This is a genomic window from Pseudarthrobacter sp. NIBRBAC000502772 (assembly GCF_006517235.1).
Classification (GTDB): Bacteria; Actinomycetota; Actinomycetes; order Actinomycetales; family Micrococcaceae; genus Arthrobacter.
The window spans coordinates 873,610-897,731 of sequence record NZ_CP041188.1 but is presented as its reverse complement, the minus strand read 5'-3'; the positions used below and the strand labels follow the sequence as shown (position 1 = coordinate 897,731).

Here is a 24,122-nt window from a genome sequence, read left to right as displayed (position 1 = left end):
TTAGTGTGGCACAGGACATAGAAACGCGCAAGTAGACTTGTCAGACATATCTGGCGACGGCGGCAAGGGGGACATATGGCACGGAAATCACTGGTGGGCGTTGTTGCAGACGAGCTCCTGGACCGGATCATTGCCGGGGAGTTTCCGGCAGGATCCAGCGTGCCCGGCGAGCTGGAACTCAGCGCCAGGCACGAGGTGAGCCGGATGACGGTGCGCGAGGCCATGAAAACCCTGGAAGCGCAGCGGATCCTCAGCGTGGAACGCGGCCGCGGCACGTTCGTTAACCCGCTGAACCGCTGGGCTTCGCTGGAAGCTGTCCTTAGGGCCGCGTCTGAGGGCCAGAACGAAGCCGCCGCCTCCGTTCAGCTCATTGAACTGCGCCGGATGCTGGAAACCGGGGCGTGCGAACTCGCGGCCGCCCGGATCAGTGATGCCGATATCCAGGCGCTGTTCGGCCATGTAGCGGCGATGCGGGCCGCCCATGAGGTCAATGACGTGGCCGCCTTTGTGGAGGCTGACCTAGCATTCCATGACCTGATCCTCCTCGCCTCGGAGAACGTTTTTGTGGCGGTCCTTTTCGCGCCGCTGCACCGCGTGCTCGAAAAGCGCCGGGCCGAGACATCGGCAGTGCCCACCATCCAGGAGCACGCCATCGGGCACCACCAGAACATCGCCGAGGCACTGGAATCGCGCGATCCGAGCCGGTCGCGGGAAGCCATGGACCTGCACATGCAGCAGACCCTGGATGACCTCAAGAACCTGGTCCTCGAAGCGCCCTGACCTGCGTCCATTCCGCAGTATTGGGTCTGGCCACGCCTGAGAACTGCCACTAGTGTTCAAGGACGGCCCGCAACCGGGAATCGAAGGCGATCACGAGGAGCGAAGTTGTCCAACCACACGTACAGCATTACTGAAATTGTCGGCACCTCCGAAGAGGGTGTGGACGCGGCCGTCCGGAACGGGATCGCCGAGGCCGCCAAGACCTTGCGCAACCTTGACTGGTTCGAGGTCAAGGAAATCCGCGGTCACCTCGAAGACGGCAAGGTTGCCGACTGGCAGGTGCGGATCAAGCTCGGTTTCCGCCACGAAAGCTGACCTACCTGAGTTTAAGAGTGATGGCCGCGTCCTTTGGGCGCGGCCATCACTGTTCAGCCATTCGGCACGGCCCTGCCAGGCACTTCCTACAACGAAGGTAGGACTGCCGGTCCTAGGAAAAACAGGAACACGGTCAAGGACTGACTATCGGCGCGAAAGTGCATAGGCTCGTACCGGAGCAGTTCCCGAAAGCGGTTTCCTGCCGGACATCCCGAGCCAGGAACCATCCTTCAGCACTACGAGGAGTACCCATGTCAGAAATCTCGCTGAACAACGGCGTCACTATCCCCCAGCTCGGCTTCGGCGTTTTCCAGGTTCCGCCGGAAGACACCCAGCGGATCGTTGAGGATGCCCTGGCAGCCGGCTACCGCCACATCGACACCGCCGCGGGATACCGCAACGAAGCAGGTGTGGGCGCTGCCATCGCAGCCTCGGGCATTCCGCGCGAGGAAATCTTCGTGACCACCAAGCTCCGCAACGGCGACCAGGGCCGGGCCTGGGATGCATTCCAGGACACCCGCGAGGCGCTGGGTCTTGACTTCGTGGACCTCTACCTCATCCACTGGCCGGTCCCGTCACAGGGCCTCTACGTCCAGGCTTGGAAGGAACTGGAGGCCCTGTACGCCGCCAAGGCGATCCGTGCCATCGGCGTCTCGAACTTCCTCTCCGACCACCTGGACACCCTGCTCGAGTCCGCGGACGTCGTACCCGCCGTGAACCAGATTGAACTGCACCCCAGCTACCAGCAGGCCAAGCTAGCCGCCAAAAGCCGTGCCCTCGGGATTGCCGTGGAGGCCTACAGCCCGTTGGGCCAGGGTGGGGACCTCAACGGAAACGCCGTCACCGCCGTTGCGAAGGCACACGACGCCACCACGGCGCAGGTGGTCCTGGCCTGGCACCTGGCCGCCGGCAACATCGTCATCCCCAAGTCGGTTAACCCGTCCCGTATCCGCGAAAACTTCGCGGCCGCGTCCCTGACCCTGACTGACGACGAGCTCGCCTCCATCACCGCCCTCGAGCGGGGCGCGCGCATCGGTTCCGATCCCGCCGTCGCCGCTTTCACACAGCTATAGCCAACGCTGACCGAGCCTGCCGGCACCGATTCCGGCGGGCTCGGTCACCGCGTTCTGCCACGTCCAACCACCAGCGAAGGATCCCTCCGTATGCAGTACACGCACTTGGGCCGTTCGGGCCTGAAAGTTTCCCGGCTTTGCCTGGGCACCATGAACTTCGGCCCGCACACCGACGAGGCTGACGCGCACGGCATCATGGATTCCGCCCTGGACGCCGGCATCAACTTCTTCGACACAGCCAACGTCTATGGCGGCAGCGGGCACCGGGGCTGGACCGAGGAAATCATTGGCCGCTGGTTCGCGAAGGGCGGCCAGCGGCGCGAACGGACCGTCCTGGCCACAAAGCTGTACGGCACCATGACTGACCGCCCCAACGAGTCCAAGCTGTCCGCGCTGAACATCCGGCGCGCCCTGGACGCCAGCCTGAAGCGCCTCCAGACGGACTACATCGACGTGTACCAGTTCCATCACGTTGACAGGGACACGCCCTGGGACGAGATCTGGCAGGCCATCGAGGTGGCCGTCCAGCAGGGCAAGATCCTCTACTCGGGCAGCAGTAACTTCGCGGGCTGGCACATCGCCCAGGCACAGGAAGCCGCCCGCCGCCGGAACTACACCGGGCTGGTCAGCGAGCAGTCCATCTACAACCTGTTCCGCCGCGAGGTGGAGCTGGAGGTCATCCCCGCCGCACAGCAGTACGGCCTGGGCCTGATCCCGTGGTCGCCGCTCCAGGGCGGGCTGCTGGGCGGCGTCCTGAAGAAGGAACGCGCGGGCGTCCGGCGCACCGAAGGGCGCGCCGCGGAAACGCTCAAGCAGCACCGGGACCAGATCCAGCAGTTCGAGGATCTCGCGGACGGGCTGGGGCACGAACCCGGCGACATCGCGCTCGCGTGGCTGCTTCACCAGCCTGCCGTCACCGCACCGATCGTGGGGCCGCGCACGCAGGAACAGCTCGACGCCGGCATCCGGGCGTTGGAGGTCACGCTCGACGCCGACGCGCTCAAGCGGCTCGACGACATCTTCCCGGGCCACCGGCCGGCACCGGAAGACTACGCATGGTGAATCCGTTGGATTCCGCGGCCGACACCGTGGCACCACGGAGCATCCTCTTCCTGGGCGGCACCGGGGTGATCAGCGCCGCAGCGGCGGAACGCGCCGTCGCACTGGGACACCGGGTGACCATCCTCAACCGCGGCCAATCCGGCAAGCCGGTACCGGACGGCGCGGAGGTCCTGCACGCGGATATCCGCGACCCGGACACTGTGCGGGCGGTGCTGCAGGACAGGGAGTTCGACGCCGTTGCGGACTTTATTGCCTTCACTCCAGATCAGGCGCGCTCCAGTATGGAACTGTTCCGGGGCCGGACCGGCCAGTACGTGTTCATCAGCACGGCGTCGGCCTACCAGAAGCCGCCCACCCGGCTGCCGATCCTGGAATCCACTCCGCTGAAAAATCCGTTCTGGCAGTATTCACGGGACAAGATCGCGTGCGAGGACCTCTTGTTCGACGCCTACCGGTCAGACGACTTTCCGGTCACCGTGGTGCGCCCCTCGCATACGTACGACCGCACGCGGGTGGGCCTGGTAGGCGGCTGGACAGACATCCACCGGATGCGCACCGGCCAGCCCGTCATGGTGCACGGTGATGGCACCTCGCTCTGGACCGTGACGCACGCCAGGGACTTCGCGAAGGCCTTCGTGGGACTGCTCGGCAGGCCGCAGGCGGTGGGCGAGAGCTACACCATCACGTCGGATGAATACCTGCCCTGGAACCAGATCTATGGCCTGTTTGCGCGGGCGGCCGGGGTTGCCGAACCCGAACTGGTCCACATATCTTCGGAAACCATCGCCGCGCACGGCGCCGGGCACAGCCCCCATCTGGGTCCAAGCCTCCTGGGCGACCGCGCCCACTCCGTAGTTTTCGACAACGCCAAGATCAAAGCCCTGGTGCCTGGCTTTGCCGCCACCATTCCCTTCGCGGACGGGACCCGGGAGATCGTTGACTGGCATGACAGCCACCCGGAACTTCAGGTGGTGGACGCGTCTTTTATGGATCTGAGTGATCGGCTGATCAGGTGGGCGCGAAGGGCCGCGGACTGACGGCGCCCGGCCATCATTTACAACGTTCTAAATACTCGGGATTCCCGCCGGGCGCAAGGGTTGATTTGTGGCACACACCCCCACTAGGTTACTGGGGAAGCGTTTTCCCAATCCAAAATTGAAAGGATTCACTGATGAATCCGAGCAGGATATCCGTGCGCCGTTTTTCGGTGGCCACAGCTGCGGGCCTCGCCCTGACCGTGGGGTGCCTCACCACCCCGGCAGCCGCCGTCGGGCCTTCCGCGAAGCCCGCCACGGCGGGCGTACAGCTGGATTATCTGGACCGCGGGCTGGTTGCTGCCGGCACATCCGAGGGCGTCTTCCTGAGCTGGCGCCTCTTGGGCCACGAGGCAACCGGCTCGTCCGCCACAGGCCTCACCGGCACCGACTTCAATGTGTACCGCGACGGCCAGAAGCTCGCAACAGTCACAGACAGCACGAACTACCTTGACGCCGCCGGAACCGCGTCGTCGGCATATGACGTGCGTGCCGTCGTCGGCGGCGTTGAACTGGACCGGAGCGCCACTGCCACCTCGTGGGGCGGCAACTTCAAGGACATCCCGCTGAAAAAGCCGGCCGACGGCGTGACGCCCGCCGGCCAGGCGTACACCTACTCGGCGAACGATGCTTCGGTGGGAGACGTCGACGGCGATGGCCAGTACGAGTTCGTGGTCAAGTGGGATCCGAACAACTCCAAGGACGTCTCCCAGGTTGGCTACACGGGCAACACCTACGTGGACACCTACAAGGCCGACGGTACGCTGCTCCACCGGATCGACCTGGGCGTCAACATCCGGTCCGGCGCCCACTACACGCAGATGCTGGTGAACGATTTCGACGGCGACGGACGTTCGGAAATGATGTTCAAGACAGCGCCGGGCACCAAGACCCTCTCCTACAATCCGGACGGCTCGGTGGCTGGCGAGTCGTTCGTCCCGCTGCTGCAGAAGGACCTCGACGCCGGCTATTCCAACTCCGACGATTACCGGATGAGCGCCGCCGACTACCACCGGCACATGGTGGACACGTTCCTGGGCTGGAGCGACCACCCCGAGGTCAAGGCCGGCAACTGGCCCGCCACCCTGGAAGAAGCCTTCGGCATCGCGCCCCAGTACCAGTACCCGCTGTCGCGTGAGGACGCCGAAGCGGTGACGGACTACTTCATGGACGTGTTTGCCCCGTCCCGCAGCGCGCGGAACAACCTGCGCGCCTTTGAGGGGTTCATCGTTTCCGGCCCGGAATACCTCACCGTCTTTGAGGGCGCCACGGGCAAGGAACTGAAGACGGTTGCGTATGAGCCCGGCAGGCACGACGACGGCCTGATGTGGGGCGACTACGCCATGGCCCGGATCGAACCCGGCAACCGCGTGGACAGGTTCCTGGCCGGCGTCGCCTATTTGGATGGCAAGAAGCCCGCCGCCGTGTTTGCCCGCGGCTATTACACGCGCAGCACACTTGCCGCCTACACCTGGGACGGCGCCAACCTCTCCCCAGTGTGGAACGTGGACTCGGGCTGGGCGCCCATGACCAACCCCTTCAAGGACAGCCCGCACGGCCGGGACGGGACGGACCCCGAGTTCGGCACACTCACCACGCAGGGCTTCCACTCCCTCAGCGCCTCCGACGTGGACGGTGACGGCAAGCAGGAAATTGTGTACGGCTCGGCCACCATCGACGACGACGGTTCGCTGCTGTACAGCTCGTCCGACACCATGCCGGCCGGCAGCGCCACCCCGGGAGAGGAGGCCCGGCTGGGCCACGGCGATGCCATGCACGTCACGGACATTGATCCGGCCCGCCCCGGCAAGGAGATCTTCACGGTGCATGAAGGCGGCACCTACGCCCCCTATGGCTACGCCATGCGCGACGCCGCCACCGGCGAGGCACTGTTCGGCGCCTATTCGGGGAAGGACACCGGCCGCGGCATGATCGGCGACGTTGATCCTGCAGTGCCCGGCATCGAAAACTGGGCCATTGGCATGCAGTCGGCTGACGGCGACAAGCTTTCCGCCACCAGTCCGGGTACCAACATGAGCATCAAGTGGGCTGCGGACATGACAACCCAGATCATTAACGGCTCCGGCGACCAGACCCCCAGCATTGACGACTGGAAGCGCGGCAGGCTGCTCACCGCCACGGACACCCGGACCAACAACGGCACCAAAGGCACCCCGAGCCTCGTTGCAGACGTAGTGGGTGACTGGCGCGAGGAAATGCTGGTCCGGACGGCCGACAGCTCAGCGCTCCGGATGTACCTGAGCACCGAAGTGACCAACCACAAGCTCTACACGCTCATGCACGACCCGCAGTACCGCGCTGAAGTTACCCGGCAGAACACCACGTACAACCAGCCGTCTTACACGGACTTCTACTTCGCTTCGGACATGCACTTCGGTGACGTGCCGCTGCGCGCAGCCTGGCTTCCGGGCAGTGTGAAAGCCCTCCAACAGGCTGTGGAGGACCTGGTGGAGTCCGGCGACGTGGCGGGCCCGGTCGCGAAGCAGCTGGCAGCGGGTGTGCAGGAGGCGGCAAAGGCAGTGGACGACGGCGATGCTTCCCAAGCGGCACAGGCCATCCAGCGCTTTGTGAAGTTCCTGGACCAGCAAAAGGAGCCAGATCAGGTATCCGACGTGGCACGAACAGTACTCGACTACCAGGCCGGAAATATTCTCCGGGCATTCGAAGGCTAGGCAGGCGAAAGCACGGCAGACTGTTGAAATGACTCTCTCACCGCTCATCATGCTCAACGACGGCTACAGCATTCCGCAGCTGGGGCTCGGCACCTGGCCGCTGGACGACGAACAGGTGGCTACCGCCGTCGTACAGGCCCTGGAAGCCGGGTACCGGCACATCGATACGGCAGTGAAATACGGCAATGAGGAAGGCGTAGGGAACGGCATCCGCGCAGGCGGGGTGGACCGAAGCGAAATCTTCGTCACCACCAAGCTGGACGGCCAGTTCCAAGGCGAGGACCGCGCGGTGGCGGGGTTGGAGGGGTCGCTGACGCGCATGGGGCTGGACTACGTGGACCTGCTGCTGATCCACTGGCCGCTCCCTGCGCGCGATGATTTCGTCTCGACGTGGAAGACGTTTGAGCGGCTGCAGGCGGAGGGCAAAGTCCGGTCCATCGGCGTCTCCAACTTCAAACCGGCACACCTGGAACGGCTGCTGGCCGAAACCGACGTTGTGCCTGCGGTGAACCAGATCCAGCTGAGCCCGGCGATCACCCGCGAGGCGGAACGGGAGTTCAACGCCCGGCATGGAATTGTCACGGAATCGTACAGCCCGCTGGGCGGGTCGGGGGCAAGCCTGTTGGGCGCTCCCCTGCTTGCGCAGCTGGGTGAAAAATACGACAAGACCCCGGCTCAACTGGTGCTGCGCTGGCATATTGAGAAGGGACTTGTAGTCATTCCCAAATCAGGAAATCCCGAGCGGATGCAGGAAAACCTGGACATCTTCGATTTCGCCCTGGATCGGCAGGATCTCGCGGAACTTGCCATCCTGGACGAGGGGCCCGGCGCCGGTAACGATTCGGACGCAACAGGGCACTGAGAGGGCCCGAACAGGCTTTCCGCGGAGATTCAGAGTGGCGAAAATAAAGTAAGCATGATTAGTATTGGGGCAGAGGGATGAAGCGTGCCCGGGATCCGGGCACCTCCCTGATGTAGGAAAGAAGGAACGACAAAATGGGTTTCTTTGCATTTTTGATTCTTGGCCTTATTGCCGGCGCGATCGCTAAGGCGATCCTTCCGGGCAAGCAGGGTGGCGGCTGGATCATCACCCTCATCCTGGGCGTCGTCGGTGCGTTCCTCGGCGGCTGGCTTGGCGGGCTGCTCTTCAACGCGCCGCTGCAGGAGTTCTTCTCGCTGCAGACCTGGCTGCTCGCGATCGCCGGCTCGATCATCGTGCTGCTGGTTTACAGCATGGTCACCAAGCGGAGCGTTCGCAGCTAGCGTCGTCACCGGCATGAACACCGGCCCCGGGACAACATCCCGGGGCCGGTTTTCTTTCCCCGGCCAAGCGGATCGGGGACTGACACCTTCTCAACGAGCTGGAGTTCATTATGAAATCTAAACTTCTTTTGGGTATTGGCATCGCGGCGGGTTACGTCCTGGGATCGCGGTCCGGCCGGGCTGCGTACGACAAGCTCAAGGCCAGGGCGGCGAGCATCTGGGACAGTAAGCCGGTCCAGGACAAGGTCAGTGCCGCCGCTTCGGCCATCAAGGAGAAGGCTCCCGACGTGGCGGACCAGCTCGGTGAGGCTGCGCGCCGGGCGGGCACAGTCATCGGCTCGGCCGTGCACCACGACACCGCGTCCGGCAGTGCCGCGGTGGGCGATCACGTTCCCGCCCACAGCAAGCACCCGGAAACGGTGAACCTGGGGACATCGGACGTTGAGTCAGACCCCGCGTTCAATGACAACCAGGGCCAGGACTGGTCCGGTGAAGGCGGCGCCACTACTGCCGGCGCAGCCACGAACGTTGACCCCCGACGGGAATGATCGGGGATCGTTGCAGGGACGTTACGCGGGATTCGCCGTGTGACACGGAAGCCACGTTGAAATTGTGCTTAAAATGGTCGTTGCTGGCCGCCGCGCTCCTTGGGGGACGCGGCGGCCAGCCACGTCTCAGGTCATGGCCAGATGCCGTCTCAGGTGACCAGCTCGGCAGCACCGAACGACACGCTGAACTGAACGCACCACAGGTCAACTGACGGGTACTTCGACAGGTCAACGTCGGCGGGAATCTGGTAAACCTGATTGCCCTGATTTCCTTTGATCAGGCCGAGGTCGTAGTAATCAGCGGAGCCGGCGGTGAACCACCCGGCCGTTCCTTCCACCACGTGGGCGGCACTTAACCAGACGTGCACATCCGGACCATTGGACGTATCCAGGTTTTCGAGCGTGAGCAGCCTGGCGCCGTCTGGCTGCTGTACGATCCGGACAGTTCCCGTGGTGGCGTGTTCATGGCTGATTAGCGTACCCACAGCCAGCTGCACCGGGCCTGCAGGCATAGGTGCCGGAGTCGGCGCCAAGGGTGTAGGCGGAGTCGGTTGTGCTTGCGCTGGACTGCTGGCCACGATGGGGAGCTGTTCATCCACTCTCACGTCCACAAAGAGAAGCCAGGGCTTGAACAGCACAAGCCCAATCACCAGCCCTACCGCTGCAAGGGCCGCCGCAGCGATCATCCAGGTCCGGCGTCGGTTTGGACTTTGCTTTCCACTCATGGACTTTCCGCTCATGCAATCATCGTCCGCGTATCCGCTGACCGGCGCAACGCACCAGCCGTCGCGATCCTGATCCCACGACGGTCCAAAGCCAACAAGGCCAACCCGGGTGCTCTGAAGTCAGATAAGTTCTTCGAGTTCCGCAGGAAAGATTCCGACTCCTAGGGTCACGAGACGGCGGGGCGCCTGATTCCGGAACCGCGGCGGTTCCGGCAGCCCTCAGGAAACCAGTTCGCGGGTCATCCCGAAAGGAACCTGATCTGACAGCGTTGCGGTGTAGCGGCCCGGGGCGACACGGGTCACCAGGATGCCGTGCGTGCCTGTGAGGAGGGCGACTTCCTGAAGGCGCCGGACGGCAGCATCAAGCTCTTCGTCCAAAAGGTGCCGGCTGGCGACATCTATCTCAATGCGGTCTATGGGCGTAGACATATCGGTTCCTTGTTAATAGTTGGGGTGGGTTTCCTGGTTACTCAGGCTTGACCGCCGAAACGGGGACAGGGCGATCCTTCGCCTGGTCCTTCGTCCCCGCGGGTGCATGGGATTCCGACGTGGCCGGCGGGGAAGTCCTGAACTTGAACCTCTTCCCGATGGTGCTGCCGCCGCCACCGCTGCGGTTCTTGTTGAAAATATCGAAGCCGACAGCCAGCAGGAGGACCAGCCCCTTGATGAGCTGCTGGTAGTCAGTGCCGAGACCCAGGATGGACATGCCGTTGTTCAGCACGCCCATGATCAGGCCGCCGATCATGGCTCCGGCCACGGTGCCGATGCCGCCTTGGACTGCGGCGCCGCCGATGAATGCCGCGGCGATAGAGTCGAGTTCGAAGCCGGTGCCGCCGGCGGGCTGTGCCGAGTTGAGCCTTGCCGTGAACACCAGGCCTGCGAGTGCCGCCAGGACGCCCATGTTAACGAAGAGCCGGAAAGTGACGGCTTTGGTCTTCACCCCGGACAGCTCTGCTGCGTGCAGGTTGCCGCCGATCGCGTAGGTGTGGCGGCCGAAGACGCTGTTGTTCATCAGCGCCGTGTACACGATCACCAGGACGGCCAGCACGATCAGGACGATCGGGGTGCCCCGGTAGCTCGCGAGGAGGAACGTGATGATCAGCATGAGCAGGGCAACGAAGGTGGTCTTGGTCGCGAACCAGGCCATCGGTTCGTTTTCGAGGTCGAACTTCTTGCGGATCCGGCGTTCCTTGAGCGCCTGGATAAGCAGCGCAACCGTGGCGCCGACGCCCAGGATGACGGTCAGCCATTCCAGCACCGACGTGCCCCCGGAGATGTCCGGGAGGAAGCCGCCGCCCAGGGCGCGGAGTTCGGAGGGGAACGGGGTGATCTGCTGGTTCTTCAGGGTGATCAGGGTCAGGCCGCGGAAGATCAGCATGCCGGCCAGGGTGACGATGAAGGCCGGGATGCCGACGTAGGCGATCCAGTATCCCTGCCACGCCCCGACGAGCGCCCCGACCAGGAGGCAGGCCGGGATGGCCAGCCACCAGGCCCAGCCCCAGTGGACCATCATGACGCCGGCGACGGCGCCGATGAAGCCGGCGATCGATCCCACCGAGAGGTCGATGTGGCCGGCAATAATGACCATGACCATGCCGATGGCGAGGATGAGGATGTAGCTGTTCTGGACCACCAGGTTGGTGACGTTCTGCGGCTCCAGGAGGATGCCGTTGGTCAGTACCTGGAACAGCAGGACGATCAGGATCAGGGCAACGAAGATGCCAACCTGCCGGAGGCGGCTTGTCAGGAAGCCGAGGGATTCTCGTAGGGCGGACATGGTCCTATTCCTTCTCTTGGGTCATGTAGTGCATGAGGGTTTCCTGGGATGCTTCGGCGATGGGAACCTCGCCGGTGATATGGCCGGCCGACAGGGTGTAGATCCTGTCGCAGATGCCGAGGAGTTCGGGCAGTTCCGAGGAGATGACAATGACAGCTTTTCCCTCCGCCGCGAGCCTGGCGATGATTGTGTAGATCTCGAATTTGGCGCCGACGTCGATCCCGCGCGTGGGCTCATCGAGGATCAGCACGTCCGGGTCCGAGAACATCCACTTGCTCAGCACCACCTTCTGCTGGTTTCCGCCGGACAGTTTGCCGGTGATGGCAGCAACTGAGGGCGCCTTGATGTTCATGCTCTTGCGGTAGCCGTTGGCCACCACCGTTTCCCGGTTTTTGTCCACCCAGCCGCCCTTGACCAGCTTGCGGAGCGCGGCCATGGAGATGTTCCGCTGGATATCCTCGATGAGGTTCAGGCCGTAGTGCTTCCGGTCTTCGGTGGCATAGGCGATCCCGTGCCCGATCGCCTGGGACACCGTGGAGGTGTTGATTTCCTTGCCGTACTTGTACACCTTCCCGGACATCGCCGTGCCGTAAGTGCGTCCGAAAACGCTCATGGCCAGCTCGGTCCGGCCCGCTCCCATCAGGCCCGCGAGGCCTACCACTTCGCCCTTGCGGACGTTCAGGCTGGCGTTGTGCACCACCATGCGTGTGTGGTCCTGGGGATGCCTGACGGACCAGTCCTCGATCCGCAGGACTTCCTCCCCGATCTTCGGGTCCCGGTCAGGGTAGAGGCTTTCCAGGTCCCGGCCCACCATGCCGCGGATAATCCGTTCCTGCGTGATCTGGCCTTCATCGAGCCGGAGCGTCTCGATGGTTTTGCCGTCCCGGATGATGGTGACGGCGTCTGCGACTTTGCGGATTTCGTTGAGTTTGTGGCTGATGATGATGCTGGTGATGCCCTGGCCCTTCAGATGCAGGATCAGGTCCAGGAGGTGGCCGGAGTCCTCGTCGTTGAGCGCCGCTGTGGGCTCGTCCAGGATGAGGAGCTTGACTTCCTTCGAGAGCGCCTTGGCGATTTCCACCAACTGCTGCTTGCCCACACTGATGTGCTGGACCGGAGTGATGGGGTTTTCGCTCAGGCCCACCCGGGCCAGCAGTTTCGCGGCCTCCAGGTTGGTCTTCCGCCAGTCCACCCAGCCGTTTTTGGCCTGCTCGTTTCCGAGGTAGATGTTTTCGGCGATCGAGAGGTAGGGGCTCAGCGCGAGCTCCTGGTGGATGATGACGATGCCGCGTTTCTCGCTGTCGTTGATGCTGGAGAAGTTGCAGGGCTCGTTTTCGAAAAGGATGTCCCCGTCGAAGGAGTTGTGCGGGTAGACCCCGGACAGGACTTTCATCAGGGTGGATTTGCCCGCCCCGTTCTCTCCGCAAATGGCGTGGACCTCGCCCCGGTTCACGTCAAGGGTGACATCCTGCAGGGCCTTCACGCCCGGAAAGGTTTTGGTGATTCCTCGCATTTGAAGAATGGGTGTGTTCATCGTCAATTCCCACTGACTGGTTGGAAAACTGGACCGGCCTGCGGCTGCAGGGCCTACGGGAAGGGGTTGCGGCCAGGCCGTGCGGCCGGCCGCAACCCCACAAGAAAAGTTACTTGACGTCGGCGTCTGTGTAGTAGCCGGAGTCGATGAGTTCCTTCTTGTAGTTTTCCGCAGTGATGATCACGGACTTGAGCAGGTAGGCCGGAACCACCTTGACCTTGTTGTTGTAGGTCTTGGTGTCGTTAACCTCCGGCTCCTGGCCCTTCAGCAGGGCGTCCACCATCTTCACTGCCTGGGAACCCAGCTGGCGGGTGTCCTTGAAGATGGTGGAGTACTGCTCACCGGCGATGATGGACTTCACGGAGCCCTTCTCAGCGTCCTGGCCCGTGACGACCGGCAGGTCGCCCTTGGCGTAGCCGCCGGTGCTGGTCAGAGCCGAGATGATGCCGATGGAGAGGCCGTCATAGGGGGAGAGCACGCCGTCGAGCTTGGTCCCGGAGCTGTAGGCCGCGGTGAGGATGTCCTCCATGCGCTTCTGGGCAACGGGGGCCTGCCAGCGCAGGATGGCTGCCTGCTCGAACTTGGTCTGGCCGCTGGGGACCTTGAGGGTTCCGGCGTCCAGGTACGGCTTCAGCGTGTCCATGGCGCCGGTCCAGAAGAAGTTGGCGTTGTTGTCATCCGGGCTGCCGGCGAAAAGCTCAACGTTGAACGGGCCCTTGCCCTCCACCTTCTTGCCGCTGGCATCAACCAGGCCCAGCCCGGTCAGCAGCGATGTTGCCTGCTGCACGCCCACCGTGTAGTTATCGAACGTGGTGTAGAAATCAACGTTCGGGGTGCCGTTGATGAGGCGGTCGTAGGCGATGACCTTGACGTTCTGTTCCTTTGCCTTGGCGAGCACATCGGTCAAGGTGGTGCCGTCGATGGCGGCGACAATGAGCGCCTTGGCACCCTTGGTCAGCATGTTCTCGATCTGCGATACCTGCGTGGGGATGTCGTCGTTGGCGAACTGCAGGTCAGTCTTGTAACCAAGTCCCTTCAAGGACTTTTCCACGTTTCCGCCATCGGCGATCCAACGCTCGGACGTCTGGGTGGGCATCGAGATACCCACCAGGGATTCACTGGGATTCGCAGTGGTTTCCGAGGTGGCTGTTGCGCCCCGGCTTCCGCACCCTGTGGCACCCACAGTGACTGCGAGGACGACGGCGACTGCGCCCAGGAATTTCCTAATTCTCACGATTTCTCCTCCCGCGGAAGCTGGTCCGCGAAGTGCTGCTGGGTCGGCAGGCGTCTGCGCTTGCCGGTAGAGCGGTACTGCCTTGATGTGCAGGGCCCGAGCCCTGGACATCTGAAGAGCTGCCAACAGGCAGGAGCGGAGGTCGGTTGCGTGCCGGAAGCCAAGTTCCGCCTCATACTTGTTAGCGCTAACAACAGGATATTGCAGAGTAGCATGTGAGTCAAATCACTTTTATTGGTGAGCGGAAACGCCGGGCGTCTCCACTCGGAACTCCGAGCCCCAGTGCGGATGCCGTCGAGCCGGCGCGGGCCGGCAGCGCGGCGAGAGCGTTTGGCCTGATGGCGTAGTTCCACAGCAGCGAGTCCACGACCTCGGAAGCGACAACGAGCCAGGACTGCAGGATGACGCCGATCGCGGCGCCCTGGACAATGCCCGCGACCGCCATCGGATTACGAATCCAGCGATGTGGGCCCCCGATGACCAGGCGGTTGGGCATCGCGGATGGCAGCAACTCCACTAAGGCCCAGCCTGTCCGACTACAACGGTGCCGTCCAGTTCTTCCGAGCGGACAGTCCTGACTGCGAAGCCCTCACCCTCCAGGGTGGACGCCGTCCCTGCGGCCTGCCGCTCGCTGGTTTCGATGATGATGTACCCGCCCGGCCGCAGCCATTCGTTGGCCTCGGCAGCGACGCGGCGGTGGAATTCGAGTCCGTCAGCGCCGCCGTCGAGCGACCACAACGGTTCGTGCTCGCGCGCCTCGTGCGGCATGGAATCGATGGCGTCGGTGGGGACATAGGGGGCGTTGACAGCCAGAACACGGATCCGTCCCTTGATGGCGCGCGGCAGCGCATCGAACAGATCGCCCTGGTGGACCTCGCCACCCACACGGCCAATGTTCCGGCGGGCGCAGGCCACCGCGGCCTGGTCAATGTCCGCCGCATGGAGTTCCAGCCCCGGAATCCTGAAGGCGATGGCGGCCCCCACCGCCCCGGACCCACAACACAGGTCCACAACAACGGCGGGCTCAGGACTCTCCCGGCGCTTCCGCTTCGGGTCCGCCGAGAGCAGGGCTGCGGCCTCACTCACCACGAGCCCGGTGCGGCGGCGCGGAACAAAAACCCCGGGATCGAGCTCAATCCGGAGTCCGCAGAACTCTGCCCAGCCCAGGATGTGCTCCAGCGGGTACCCGGCAGCGCGCCGCTCCACCGCCGCAGCGATTTCGGCCGGGCCGGACACCGCGGCGAGGAGAAGCTCGGCTTCCTCCTCCGCAAAGACGCACCCGGCCGAGCGAAGCCGCTCAGCGATCCCAGCAAGGGACTCAACATCCAATTCAGTGGCTGACATGGGTACACCTTCCGCAATCCGATGGGCGCCGAGCGCCGTCGCCCGCCTCTGAATGTACGCGAAGGTAGCCCCTGGCCGCCTGTCTAAAAAGACTGGATTTATTCAGTGCAAGCGCTTACAGTGTGCCGTGGTTCACCTGGCGATCGTTCCTCGACTGCCTTCGCGAACCGCACATCTGTCCGCCAACCGACGCCGCCCCACCCGCAACTCCACAGCAGCCTGTACAGCAACGCCGCTACCAGGAAGGTCTCCTGACGTGAACACACGCACCCGCAGACAACGCCTCAACAACCCGCTGACAGCATGGCTGGGGCTGCTCGCCGCAGCCGTAGTCGCTTCCGCTTCCGTCCTCCCGGCGCACGCGGCGCCTGGCCCGAAGGACCCGGGGTCGCCGTCGGCCCTTCACTCCCTCCGCGCCCCGGTGACGGACGAGAATTTCTACTTTGTGATGGCCGACCGCTTCAGCAACGGGGACACGAGCAATGACGACGGCGGCCTGGGCAGCGACCCCATGGTGTCCGGCTTCAACCCGACGAAAAAGGGCTTCTACAACGGCGGCGACCTGGCCGGGCTGCTCGACAAAATCGACTACATCCAGGGCCTCGGCACCACGTCCATCTGGCTCACGCCCAGCTTCAAGAACAAGGCGGTGCAGCCCGAGGACAATTCGGCCGGCTATCACGGCTACTGGATCACCGACTTCACCCAGATCGACCCCCATCTGGGAACCAACGACGAGTTGAAGGCCCTCATCGACGAAGCCCACTCGCGTGGCATGAAGGTGTACTTCGACATCATCACCAACCACACCGCGGACGTGATCGGCTACGAAGAGGGCGCCCGCAAGACCTACGTTTCCAAGGACGCCGAGCCGTATAAGACCGCGGCGGGTGAGGCGTTCGACGACCGCGACTTCGCAGGCTCCGACGACTTCCCGGAGCTTGATGCCAAGACGTCCTTCCCCTACGTTCCCGTTCTGGATAAAGCCGAGGAGAACCTGAAAGTTCCCGCCTGGCTGAACGATCCCACGCTGTACCACAACCGCGGCGACACCACCTTTGTAGGCGAGGACTCCTACTACGGCGACTTCTTCGGCCTCGATGACCTCTTCACCGAGAACCCCAAAGTGGTGGACGGTATGGAGGAGATCTACAAGTCCTGGATCGGCGATTTCGGGGTGGACGGCTTCCGGATAGACACCATGAAGCACGTCAACAACGAGTTCTGGCAGGAATTCGGCCCGGAGATGCTCAGCTACGCCAAGACGCAGGGCAAGGACGAGTTCTTTATGTTTGGCGAAGTCTTCGACACGACCAAGTCCTTCACCTCGCAGTTCACCACCCGCAACCAGATGCAAGCCGTGCTGGACTTCCCGTTCCAGGAGGCCGCCCGGAACTTCGCGTCCAAGAGCCAGGACACCCGCTCGCTGGAGACGTTCTTCGCCGGCGACGACTGGTACACCGACGCCGATTCCAACGTCTACCAACTGCCAACCTTCCTGGGCAACCACGACATGGGCCGCATCGGCAGCTTTATCGCCGCCGACAACCCTGGTTCAGCCGGCACGGAGCAGGTGGCCCGCGACCAGCTGGCCCACGAGCTGATGTATTTCTCCCGCGGCAACCCGGTGATCTACTACGGCGACGAGCAGGGCTTCACGGGTCCCGGCGGCGACCAGGACGCCCGGCAGACGCTGTTCGCCAGCCAGGTGCCGGAGTACCTCGACGACGACCTGCTGGGCACCGATGCCACGCACGCCACCGACAACTTCAACGCCGGCCACCCGCTGTACGCCAAGATCAGCCAGCTCGCGGCCCTGACCAAGGACCACCCGGCCCTGCGAGACGGCGCCCACCAGCACCGCTACGCCTCCGAAGGACCCGGGATCTACGCCTTCTCCCGCACCGATGCGGAGGACCAGCGTGAGTATGTCGTAGCCCTGAACAACAGCGAACAGCCGCAGACGGCCGACGTGCCCACCTACATCGGCAAGCGCAGCTACACACGTATTTATGGGAGCACAGGTGCGGGAGCAGACGAGGTGAGGACCTCAGCGGACGGAAAGCTGACAGTCACCGTCCCGCCGCTGTCGGCCGTGGTCTACCAGTCATCGGGCCGCATTCCGCACTCCAAGGCGGCTCCCGCCGTCGCACTCCAGGAACCTGCCGCGGCACCGGCGGATAACGGCCGGATCAACGTAACGGCCGACGTCGGCGGTGCTTCGTTCTACGAGGTCACATTTGAGGCCAGGACGGCGGGCGGTGGCTGGGCACCGATCGGCACCGATGACACCGCGCCGTACCAGGTGTTCCACGATGTTGCTGCCTTGGAAGCAGGCACCGCCCTCGAATACCGCGCCACCGTGCTGGACAACGGGGGCCACCGAGCCACCAGCCAGCCCCGGGCAGCCGCCGTTCCGGCGCCCGTCCTGACTCTGCAGACGCCGCTGGAAGGAAGCAGTGCGAAGGGGGCCGTTGAGCTCAGCGCAACGGCAGATCCGGAAAAGGCCACCCACGTGGTGTCCTTCGAACGCAGCGTAGACGGTGGCGAGTGGACGGCCGTGGGCTCCGATGATTCCTCGCCGGTGTACTCGGTTACAGATGACGTTTCCGGCCTCACTGACGGCCAACGGATCCAGTACCGCGGAACAATGGCCGGCCCCGGTTCCACCGTGGTCAGTGAACCGCGGACGGTCACCGTCGGCGCTGAGCCCCAACCGGAGTCCGTGACCGTAGCGGGATCATTCAACTCGCAGATTGGCTGCCCGAAGAACTGGGATGAAACCTGCCCCGAGGCGTCCATGGTCCTGGACCCCGCAGACAACGTCTGGCGGCTGACGGTTACCCTGGACCCTGGCCAGTACGAGTACAAGGCTGCACTCAATGGCACCTGGGACGTCAGCTACGGGGCCGATGGAGTCCTGGGCGGAAGCAACATCGCCCTGGACCATCCCGGCGGCGCGGTCACGTTCCGCTACGACAACCGGACACACATCGTCAGCGCGGTCTACGCGTCACAGCAGCCGCAGGCCGTGGCCGTCGCCGGAACCCTCAACGCGCTCCTCGGATGCGCCGGCGACTGGGATCCCGCCTGCGACCAGGCACAGCTGACGCTGGACCCGGACACGCTGGTGTGGAAGCTGTCCGTCGCGGCCCTTCCGGCCGGAACGTATGAATTCAAGGCCGCGCTGAACCGCGACTGGAAGGAAAGCTACGGGGCCGGCGGCTCGGCGACTGGCGGGAACATCTCCTACACGCACGACGGCGGCCCGGTCACCTTCCGGTACGACCACACCACCCACGTGCTCACGGCGGGCTAGCCGGCTACTCCGGCAGCAACCCTGACGGATACTCAGCCTCCGGGCCAGCAGTTCCCCCCATAGCGGCGACGAGCCGTTCACGCGCGCGCCCTAGGTGTTCGTCCAGCAGTTCGGCGGCGGCCTCGCCCTGGCCGCCCTCGATCAGCTCGAGGATCTTCTGGTGTTCGGCCAGTATCAGCTCCGTGTCCAGGAGGTGCAGCGACTGGACCCGGACCATACACAGCCGCACCTCACCCACGAGCGAGCGGTACATCCGGCTGATGCGCTCATTGGCCACTGCGTCGATCAGGCTTGTATGGAAACGCATGTCCGGTTCGACCACATCCAGCGGCGCGCCCGACTTCAATGCCGCGATGTCGCGGTTGGCCTGGACCGCCCCTTGCGGCACGTCTTTGGTGCGCGCCAGCCGGCGGAGTACTTCGCTTTCCAGATAGGCACGCGCCAGATAGATGTCCCGCACTGATTCCGGCCCGAGGTCAACAACACGGGCGGTCTTGTGCGTGCCCCGGTCCAGCAGCCCCTCCGCCACGAGCTTCTCAATCGAGGCCTTGGCGGTGGGGCGTGCCACTTCATACGACGTGGCGATGTCTGTCTCAGTGAGCGCCTCGCCGGAACCCAGGTCACCCGAGAAGACGCGGCTCCGCAGATCCGCAGCGATGGCGTCCACGATGGAAACTGCTGCAATACGGCCGACCATGCGCGCGTCCTCTCCGAACCAAAAACCCATTTCCCTTCAATCTTGCCAGACAAGTCAACATATGCACTTGACCAACATGTGTACTTGTTAGACAATCGTAGGGCGCCACGGTGTTGTGACGCCTAACACAATCTGGAGACACATGTTTCAACAGATCCTCGACCCCATTGCCGGGTCCCTAGTGCTTTCCGCCCTTTTCGCGGCGCTTCCCCTCGTCCTGCTATTTGTTCTGCTGGGCGTTTTCAAGGTCAAGGCACCCAAGGCAGCCCTGGCGAGCCTCGCCCTGTCCCTCGTGCTTGCCATCGTTGGCTGGCAGATGCCGGTTGCCCAGGCCCTTAGCGCCACCGTGGCCGGCATCTTCTACGGCCTGTTCCCCATCCTGTGGATCCTGGTGAATGCGCTGTGGATCTACCGCCTCACCGTGGCCACGCCTTGGTTTGAAGTGCTGGGACGCACCATCCGTTCCATCTCGAACGACCTCAGGATCTTGTCCATCCTGATCGCTTTCTGCTTCGGCGCCCTGCTGGAATCCCTGGCCGGTTTCGGCGCGCCCGTGGCCATCTCCGCCGCCATGCTGATGGCTGCCGGAATGAAGCCGCTGAAGTCAGCCATTGTCTCGCTGCTGGCCAACACGGCCCCGGTAGCCTTCGGCGCGATGGCCGCGCCGATCATCGCCCTGAACGGCGTTACCGGCCTGCCGCTGAACGAGCTCTCCTCGATGGCCGGACGCCAGACTCCGTTCATCGCCCTGATCGTTCCGCTGCTGCTGGTGTTCATCGTCGACGGCCGGCGCGGAGTGAAGCAGACCTGGCCCATAGCCCTCGTGGCAGGCGTCACCTTCGGTGCGGCGCAGTTTGTCACCTCCAACTACTTCGCCGTGGAACTCACTGACGTTGTGGCCGCCGTGGTAACAGTGGCCGCCGTGCTCCTGATGCTGAAGGTGTGGCAGCCGAAAGAAACCGTCGGAATGGGAGGAGCCGTTCAGGCCGCACCGGAAGCAGCCGAGGCAGCCCCCGTCAGCGCCCGCGCAAACGTCGGTGCCCGCGCAGAAGCCCGCACCGGCAGTGCCCTACGAACTGGCAGCGCTGTACCAGCTGACAGTTCTGTACCAACTGACAGTGCGGTACCCACCGATAACTCGCGGCCCGAGCCGCGGCAGATCTGGATGGCGATCGCCCCTTACCTGATCATCATCGCGGTGTTCTCGGTGGCTCAGATTCCGTTCGTCAAGGCCTGGCTGAGCCAGGTTGGCAGCGTCACGTTCGCGTGGCCGGGCCTGGACATCACCGACTCGGCCGGCAAACCTATCGCAGCCACCAAGTTCAAACTCGACCACCTCAAGGCGACCGGCACGCTGCTGCTGTTCTCTGGCCTGCTCACCATGCTGCTGTACAAAATCACCGCATCACGGGGCCTGCGCGTCTACCGGGAGACCCTGGTACAGCTGCGCTGGACCGTCGTGACCGTCACGGCCGTGCTGGGCCTCTCCTTCGTGATGAACCTCTCCGGCCAGACCACTACCCTTGGCTTTGCACTGGCCTCCGCGGGCGGTTTCTTCGCCGTCCTCTCGCCATTGATCGGCTGGATTGGTGTGGCACTCACCGGCTCCGACACATCCTCCAACTCCTTGTTCGGCCAGATGCAGGCCACCGCAGCGGAACAGACCGGCCTGTCTCCAGTGCTGATGGCCGCCTCCAACTCCTCCGCCGGGGTGATGGGGAAGATGCTGTCGCTGCAGAACCTGGCCGTAGCCTCGGCGGCGGTGGGCCTTGACGGTGCCGAGGGGACCCTGTTCCGGAAGCTCCTCGGCTGGAGCCTCGGCCTGCTGGCGCTCATCACCGTGCTGATCTTCCTGCAATCCACCCCCGTCCTGGGCTGGATGGTCCCCTGATGACACCCCTGGACTTGGCTGGCCTGCGGGCGGCGGTAAAGGATCCTGCCCAGGTGAAGACCCGGGCGATCGACCTGCACGCGAACGCCCATGATGCATCGCATTTCCTGCTGATCCCGCAAGCTGTGGTCACAGCCGGGAATGCTGCGGAAGTAGGCGGACTGTTGCGCGCCAGCGCCGCCCAGGGTGTGCCGCTGACGTTCCGGTCCGGCGGGACCAGCCTCAGCGGCCAGGCGGTCACCGACGGCGTGCTGGTGGACGTGCGCCGCAACTTCCGGGACATCGAGGTGCTCGACGACGGCGCGCGGGTCCGCGTCCAGCCCGGCGTCACGGTCAGGGCCCTCAACGCGAGGCTCGCCCGCTACGGCCGGAAATTCGGCCCCGACCCGGCCAGTGAGGCGGCGTGCACGATCGGCGGCGTGGTGGCGAACAACTCCTCCGGCATGAACTGCGGGACGGTAGATAACACCTACCGCACCCTGGAGTCGTTGACGGTGGTGCTGCCCTCCGGCACCGTGATCGACACCGGTGCATCGGACGCCGACCGGAAACTCCGCGCCCTCGAGCCGGAACTCTATGCAGGCCTGGCCCGGTTGGCGGAGCGCGTCCGGAACAACCCCGACTCCGTCGACCGGATCCGGCAGCAGTTTTCCATGAAGAACACCATGGGCTACGGCCTGAACTCCCTGCTGGACTTCACGAGCCCGGTCGACATCATGGCCCACCTGATCGTCGGCAGCGAAGGCACCCTGGGTTTCGTGGCGGAGGCGGTTTTTCGCACCGTCCCGCGGCTCCAGCACGCCGCCGCGGGCTTGCTGGTGTTCCCGGACCTTGAGGCCGCCAACGCGGCGCTGCCCGCCCTCGTCGAGACAGGAGCCGCCACCATTGAGCTGATGGATGCCTTGTCGCTCAAGGTGGGCCAGACGCTCAAGGGAACTCCCGCCGTCGTGCAGGACCTGACGGTCCGGGAGCATGCAGCACTCCTTGTGGAGTACTCCGCCGGCAGCGCCGGACATCTGGCAGAGCTCCAGGTCAACGGCAAGGGCATCCTCCAGGGCTTCGGACTGTCCGCTCCGGCCCGGTTCACCGGCGATTCCCGCGAACGCGGCCAGCTCTGGCAGTTGCGCAAGGGCCTCTACGCCTCCGTCGCCGGTGCGCGCCCCCAGGGCACCACCGCGCTGCTGGAAGACATTGTGGTCCCTGTCCCGGTGCTGGGCCGCACGTGCCGGGAACTGATCGGGCTTTTCGACAAGTACAGCTACGGCAACAGCGTGATCTTCGGCCACGCCAAAGACGGCAATGTCCACTTCATGCTCACCGACGGCTTCGCCACCGCCGCAGAACTGGACCGTTACAGCGCCTTCACCGAAGACATGGTGGACCTGGTCCTGGCCGGGGGCGGATCGCTGAAGGCCGAGCACGGGACAGGGCGCGTCATGGCACCCTACGTCCGCAGGCAATACGGCGATGAGCTCTATGACGTCATGCGCAGCATCAAGCGGCTGTTCGACCCTGCCGGGATGCTCAACCCGGGCGTGCTTATGGACGAAGACCCCCTGGCGCACCTGCGGCACATTAAGACCGCGCCGCCGGTCGCCGAGGAGGTGGACCGGTGCGTCTCCTGCGGCTACTGCGAGCCGGTGTGCCCCAGCAAGGACATCACCCTGACGCCGCGGCAGCGGATCGTCACGCTACGCGCCATCGAATCCGCGCGGCTCGCCGGGAACACGGCGCTGGTCAAGGAACTGGAAAAGGACTACGAGTACGAGTCTGTGGATACGTGCGCCGTGGACGGGATGTGCCAGACGGCCTGCCCGGTGGACATCAACACCGGATCGCTCGTCAAAAAGCTGCGGAAGGCCGACGCCGGCCCGCTCGCCAACGGCGTGTGGAATGCCGCCGCCAAGCACTGGGAGGGCGTCACCCGGGGTGCTTCGCTGGCCCTGACAGTGGTCAACAGACTCCCGGCCACCGCCATCGCCCCGCCAAACAAGGCCGCGCGGGCAGTCCTTGGGGCAGACACAGTCCCGCTGTATTCGGCCGAAATGCCGGGCGGCGGTCCGGTGCGGAAGCGTCCGACTCCGGCGGGCGAAGTGGATGCTGTCTACTTTCCTGCGTGCGTGGGGACGATGTTCGGGCCCGCGGGTACGGCCCAGGACAGCCCCGGGAAAGGCGTCCAGTACAGCTTCGAACAGCTTTGTGCCAGGGCAGGGCTCCTGCTCCTTGTCCCGGAAGGGATCGACGGCCTCTGCTGCGGCACCCCCTGGTCTTCCAAAGGCATGGTCGCCGGCAAGGAAACGATGCGGGAGAAGACCCTCGCAGCGCTCCGGGCGGCCACCCGGGACGGCGAGCTGCCCATCGTTTGCGACGCGTCCTCCTGCACCGAGGGCCTGCGACAGGCCGTCGAATCGGACACGCCGGCAGCAAGGCAGCGTCCACTGCGCATGGTGGACGCCGTGGATTTCGTTGCGGACCGGATCCTTCCCGGACTGCCCGACCACCGGAAGCTGGAGTCGTTGGCCCTGCACCCCACCTGCTCCTCCACCCGGATGGGGCTCAACGATGCCCTCGGTGCCGTGGCCGGCGCCGTCGCCGATCGCGTGGAGGTCCCGGAAAACTGGGGCTGCTGCGCATTCGCCGGGGACCGCGGCATGCTGCACCCGGAGCTGACGGCATCAGCTACCGCAAAGCAGGCCGCGGAAGTGGCGGACATGAGCGCTGCGGCGCACGCCTCCTGCAACCGGACCTGCGAACTGGGCATGACGCGGGCAACCGGCGCGCAGTACCGCCACGTGCTGGAACTCCTGGAGGAGGTTACCCGCTGACCCACGGC

At 64.4% G+C, this 24,122-nt stretch carries 20 protein-coding genes; 12 read left to right on the top strand and 8 right to left on the bottom strand.

Features of this window, described 5'->3' with window-relative positions; genetic code table 11:
- Positions 1–75: 75 nt before the first annotated feature.
- The 9 genes from NIBR502772_RS04180 (at position 76) to NIBR502772_RS04140 (ending at position 8,768) form a co-directional block, all read left to right on the top strand.
- The gene (locus tag NIBR502772_RS04180) at positions 76–780 is read left to right on the top strand and encodes a FadR/GntR family transcriptional regulator (RefSeq protein WP_058930326.1); all 705 of its coding nucleotides are present in this window, start codon (positions 76–78) and stop codon (positions 778–780) included.
- A 105-nt stretch (positions 781–885) separates the two neighbouring features.
- Positions 886–1,095: a dodecin gene (locus tag NIBR502772_RS04175; RefSeq protein WP_141139202.1), complete on the top strand. Its 210-nt coding sequence runs from the start codon at positions 886–888 to the stop codon at positions 1,093–1,095.
- A 251-nt stretch (positions 1,096–1,346) separates the two neighbouring features.
- Positions 1,347–2,168: an aldo/keto reductase gene (locus NIBR502772_RS04170; RefSeq protein WP_141139201.1), complete on the top strand. Its 822-nt coding sequence runs from the start codon at positions 1,347–1,349 to the stop codon at positions 2,166–2,168.
- 90 nt (positions 2,169–2,258) lie between these two features.
- Complete coding sequence (locus tag NIBR502772_RS04165; RefSeq protein WP_141139200.1) at positions 2,259–3,230, top strand: aldo/keto reductase; 972 nt, start codon at positions 2,259–2,261, stop codon at positions 3,228–3,230.
- Complete coding sequence (locus NIBR502772_RS04160; RefSeq protein WP_141139199.1) at positions 3,224–4,267, top strand: NAD-dependent epimerase/dehydratase family protein; 1,044 nt, start codon at positions 3,224–3,226, stop codon at positions 4,265–4,267. Before NIBR502772_RS04165 ends, NIBR502772_RS04160 begins: the two co-directional genes overlap by 7 nt.
- A gap of 134 nt (positions 4,268–4,401) precedes the next feature.
- Positions 4,402–6,957 carry a rhamnogalacturonan lyase gene (locus NIBR502772_RS04155; protein ID WP_141139198.1) on the top strand — a complete coding sequence of 852 codons (2,556 nt, stop codon included), beginning with the start codon at positions 4,402–4,404 and terminating at the stop codon, positions 6,955–6,957.
- A gap of 28 nt (positions 6,958–6,985) precedes the next feature.
- Positions 6,986–7,819: an aldo/keto reductase gene (locus tag NIBR502772_RS04150; protein WP_141139197.1), complete on the top strand. Its 834-nt coding sequence runs from the start codon at positions 6,986–6,988 to the stop codon at positions 7,817–7,819.
- 134 nt (positions 7,820–7,953) lie between these two features.
- On the top strand, positions 7,954–8,220 hold the full coding sequence (locus NIBR502772_RS04145) for a GlsB/YeaQ/YmgE family stress response membrane protein (RefSeq protein WP_058930334.1): 267 nt from the start codon (positions 7,954–7,956) through the stop codon (positions 8,218–8,220).
- A 110-nt stretch (positions 8,221–8,330) separates the two neighbouring features.
- Complete coding sequence (locus NIBR502772_RS04140) at positions 8,331–8,768, top strand: hypothetical protein (RefSeq protein WP_141139196.1); 438 nt, start codon at positions 8,331–8,333, stop codon at positions 8,766–8,768.
- A gap of 149 nt (positions 8,769–8,917) precedes the next feature.
- On the opposite strand, the gene NIBR502772_RS04135 is transcribed toward NIBR502772_RS04140, so the two are convergent.
- The 7 genes from NIBR502772_RS04135 to NIBR502772_RS04105 all read right to left on the bottom strand — a co-directional run bounded on the left by NIBR502772_RS04135 (position 8,918) and on the right by NIBR502772_RS04105 (position 15,382).
- Positions 8,918–9,508 carry a DM13 domain-containing protein gene (locus NIBR502772_RS04135; protein ID WP_246848692.1) on the bottom strand — a complete coding sequence of 197 codons (591 nt, stop codon included), beginning with the start codon at positions 9,506–9,508 and terminating at the stop codon, positions 8,918–8,920.
- A gap of 204 nt (positions 9,509–9,712) precedes the next feature.
- On the bottom strand, positions 9,713–9,922 hold the full coding sequence (locus NIBR502772_RS04130) for a hypothetical protein (RefSeq protein WP_104063012.1): 210 nt from the start codon (positions 9,920–9,922) through the stop codon (positions 9,713–9,715).
- A gap of 37 nt (positions 9,923–9,959) precedes the next feature.
- Positions 9,960–11,270 (bottom strand): multiple monosaccharide ABC transporter permease, encoded by a 1,311-nt coding sequence (gene mmsB / locus NIBR502772_RS04125; protein WP_141139195.1) that lies wholly within the window; start codon positions 11,268–11,270, stop codon positions 9,960–9,962.
- Between the two features lie 4 nt (positions 11,271–11,274).
- Entirely contained in the window at positions 11,275–12,804 is a 1,530-nt protein-coding gene (gene mmsA / locus NIBR502772_RS04120) for a multiple monosaccharide ABC transporter ATP-binding protein (protein ID WP_141139194.1), read from the bottom strand.
- Between the two features lie 109 nt (positions 12,805–12,913).
- On the bottom strand, positions 12,914–14,038 hold the full coding sequence (chvE, locus tag NIBR502772_RS04115; RefSeq protein WP_141139193.1) for a multiple monosaccharide ABC transporter substrate-binding protein: 1,125 nt from the start codon (positions 14,036–14,038) through the stop codon (positions 12,914–12,916).
- A 220-nt stretch (positions 14,039–14,258) separates the two neighbouring features.
- Positions 14,259–14,483: a hypothetical protein gene (locus NIBR502772_RS04110; protein WP_371706765.1), complete on the bottom strand. Its 225-nt coding sequence runs from the start codon at positions 14,481–14,483 to the stop codon at positions 14,259–14,261.
- Positions 14,484–14,554: 71 nt separating this feature from the next.
- Positions 14,555–15,382, bottom strand: a complete 828-nt coding sequence (locus NIBR502772_RS04105; protein WP_141139191.1) for a putative protein N(5)-glutamine methyltransferase — start codon at positions 15,380–15,382, stop codon at positions 14,555–14,557.
- Positions 15,383–15,638: 256 nt separating this feature from the next.
- Between NIBR502772_RS04105 and NIBR502772_RS04100 the strand changes: the two genes are divergently transcribed.
- Complete coding sequence (locus NIBR502772_RS04100; protein ID WP_246848691.1) at positions 15,639–18,701, top strand: alpha-amylase family glycosyl hydrolase; 3,063 nt, start codon at positions 15,639–15,641, stop codon at positions 18,699–18,701.
- Between the two features lie 4 nt (positions 18,702–18,705).
- Here the strand turns inward: NIBR502772_RS04100 and NIBR502772_RS04095 are convergent, their stop codons facing one another.
- The gene (locus tag NIBR502772_RS04095) at positions 18,706–19,398 is read right to left on the bottom strand and encodes a GntR family transcriptional regulator (protein WP_141139190.1); all 693 of its coding nucleotides are present in this window, start codon (positions 19,396–19,398) and stop codon (positions 18,706–18,708) included.
- A 142-nt stretch (positions 19,399–19,540) separates the two neighbouring features.
- Here NIBR502772_RS04095 and NIBR502772_RS04090 point away from each other — a divergent pair, with 142 nt between their 5' ends.
- Both NIBR502772_RS04090 and NIBR502772_RS04085 read left to right on the top strand, forming a co-directional pair.
- Positions 19,541–21,289: an L-lactate permease gene (locus NIBR502772_RS04090; protein ID WP_141139189.1), complete on the top strand. Its 1,749-nt coding sequence runs from the start codon at positions 19,541–19,543 to the stop codon at positions 21,287–21,289.
- Complete coding sequence (locus NIBR502772_RS04085; RefSeq protein WP_141139188.1) at positions 21,289–24,114, top strand: FAD-binding and (Fe-S)-binding domain-containing protein; 2,826 nt, start codon at positions 21,289–21,291, stop codon at positions 24,112–24,114. The genes NIBR502772_RS04090 and NIBR502772_RS04085 overlap by 1 nt, the downstream gene beginning before the upstream one ends.
- The last annotated feature ends 8 nt before the right edge of the window (positions 24,115–24,122 follow it).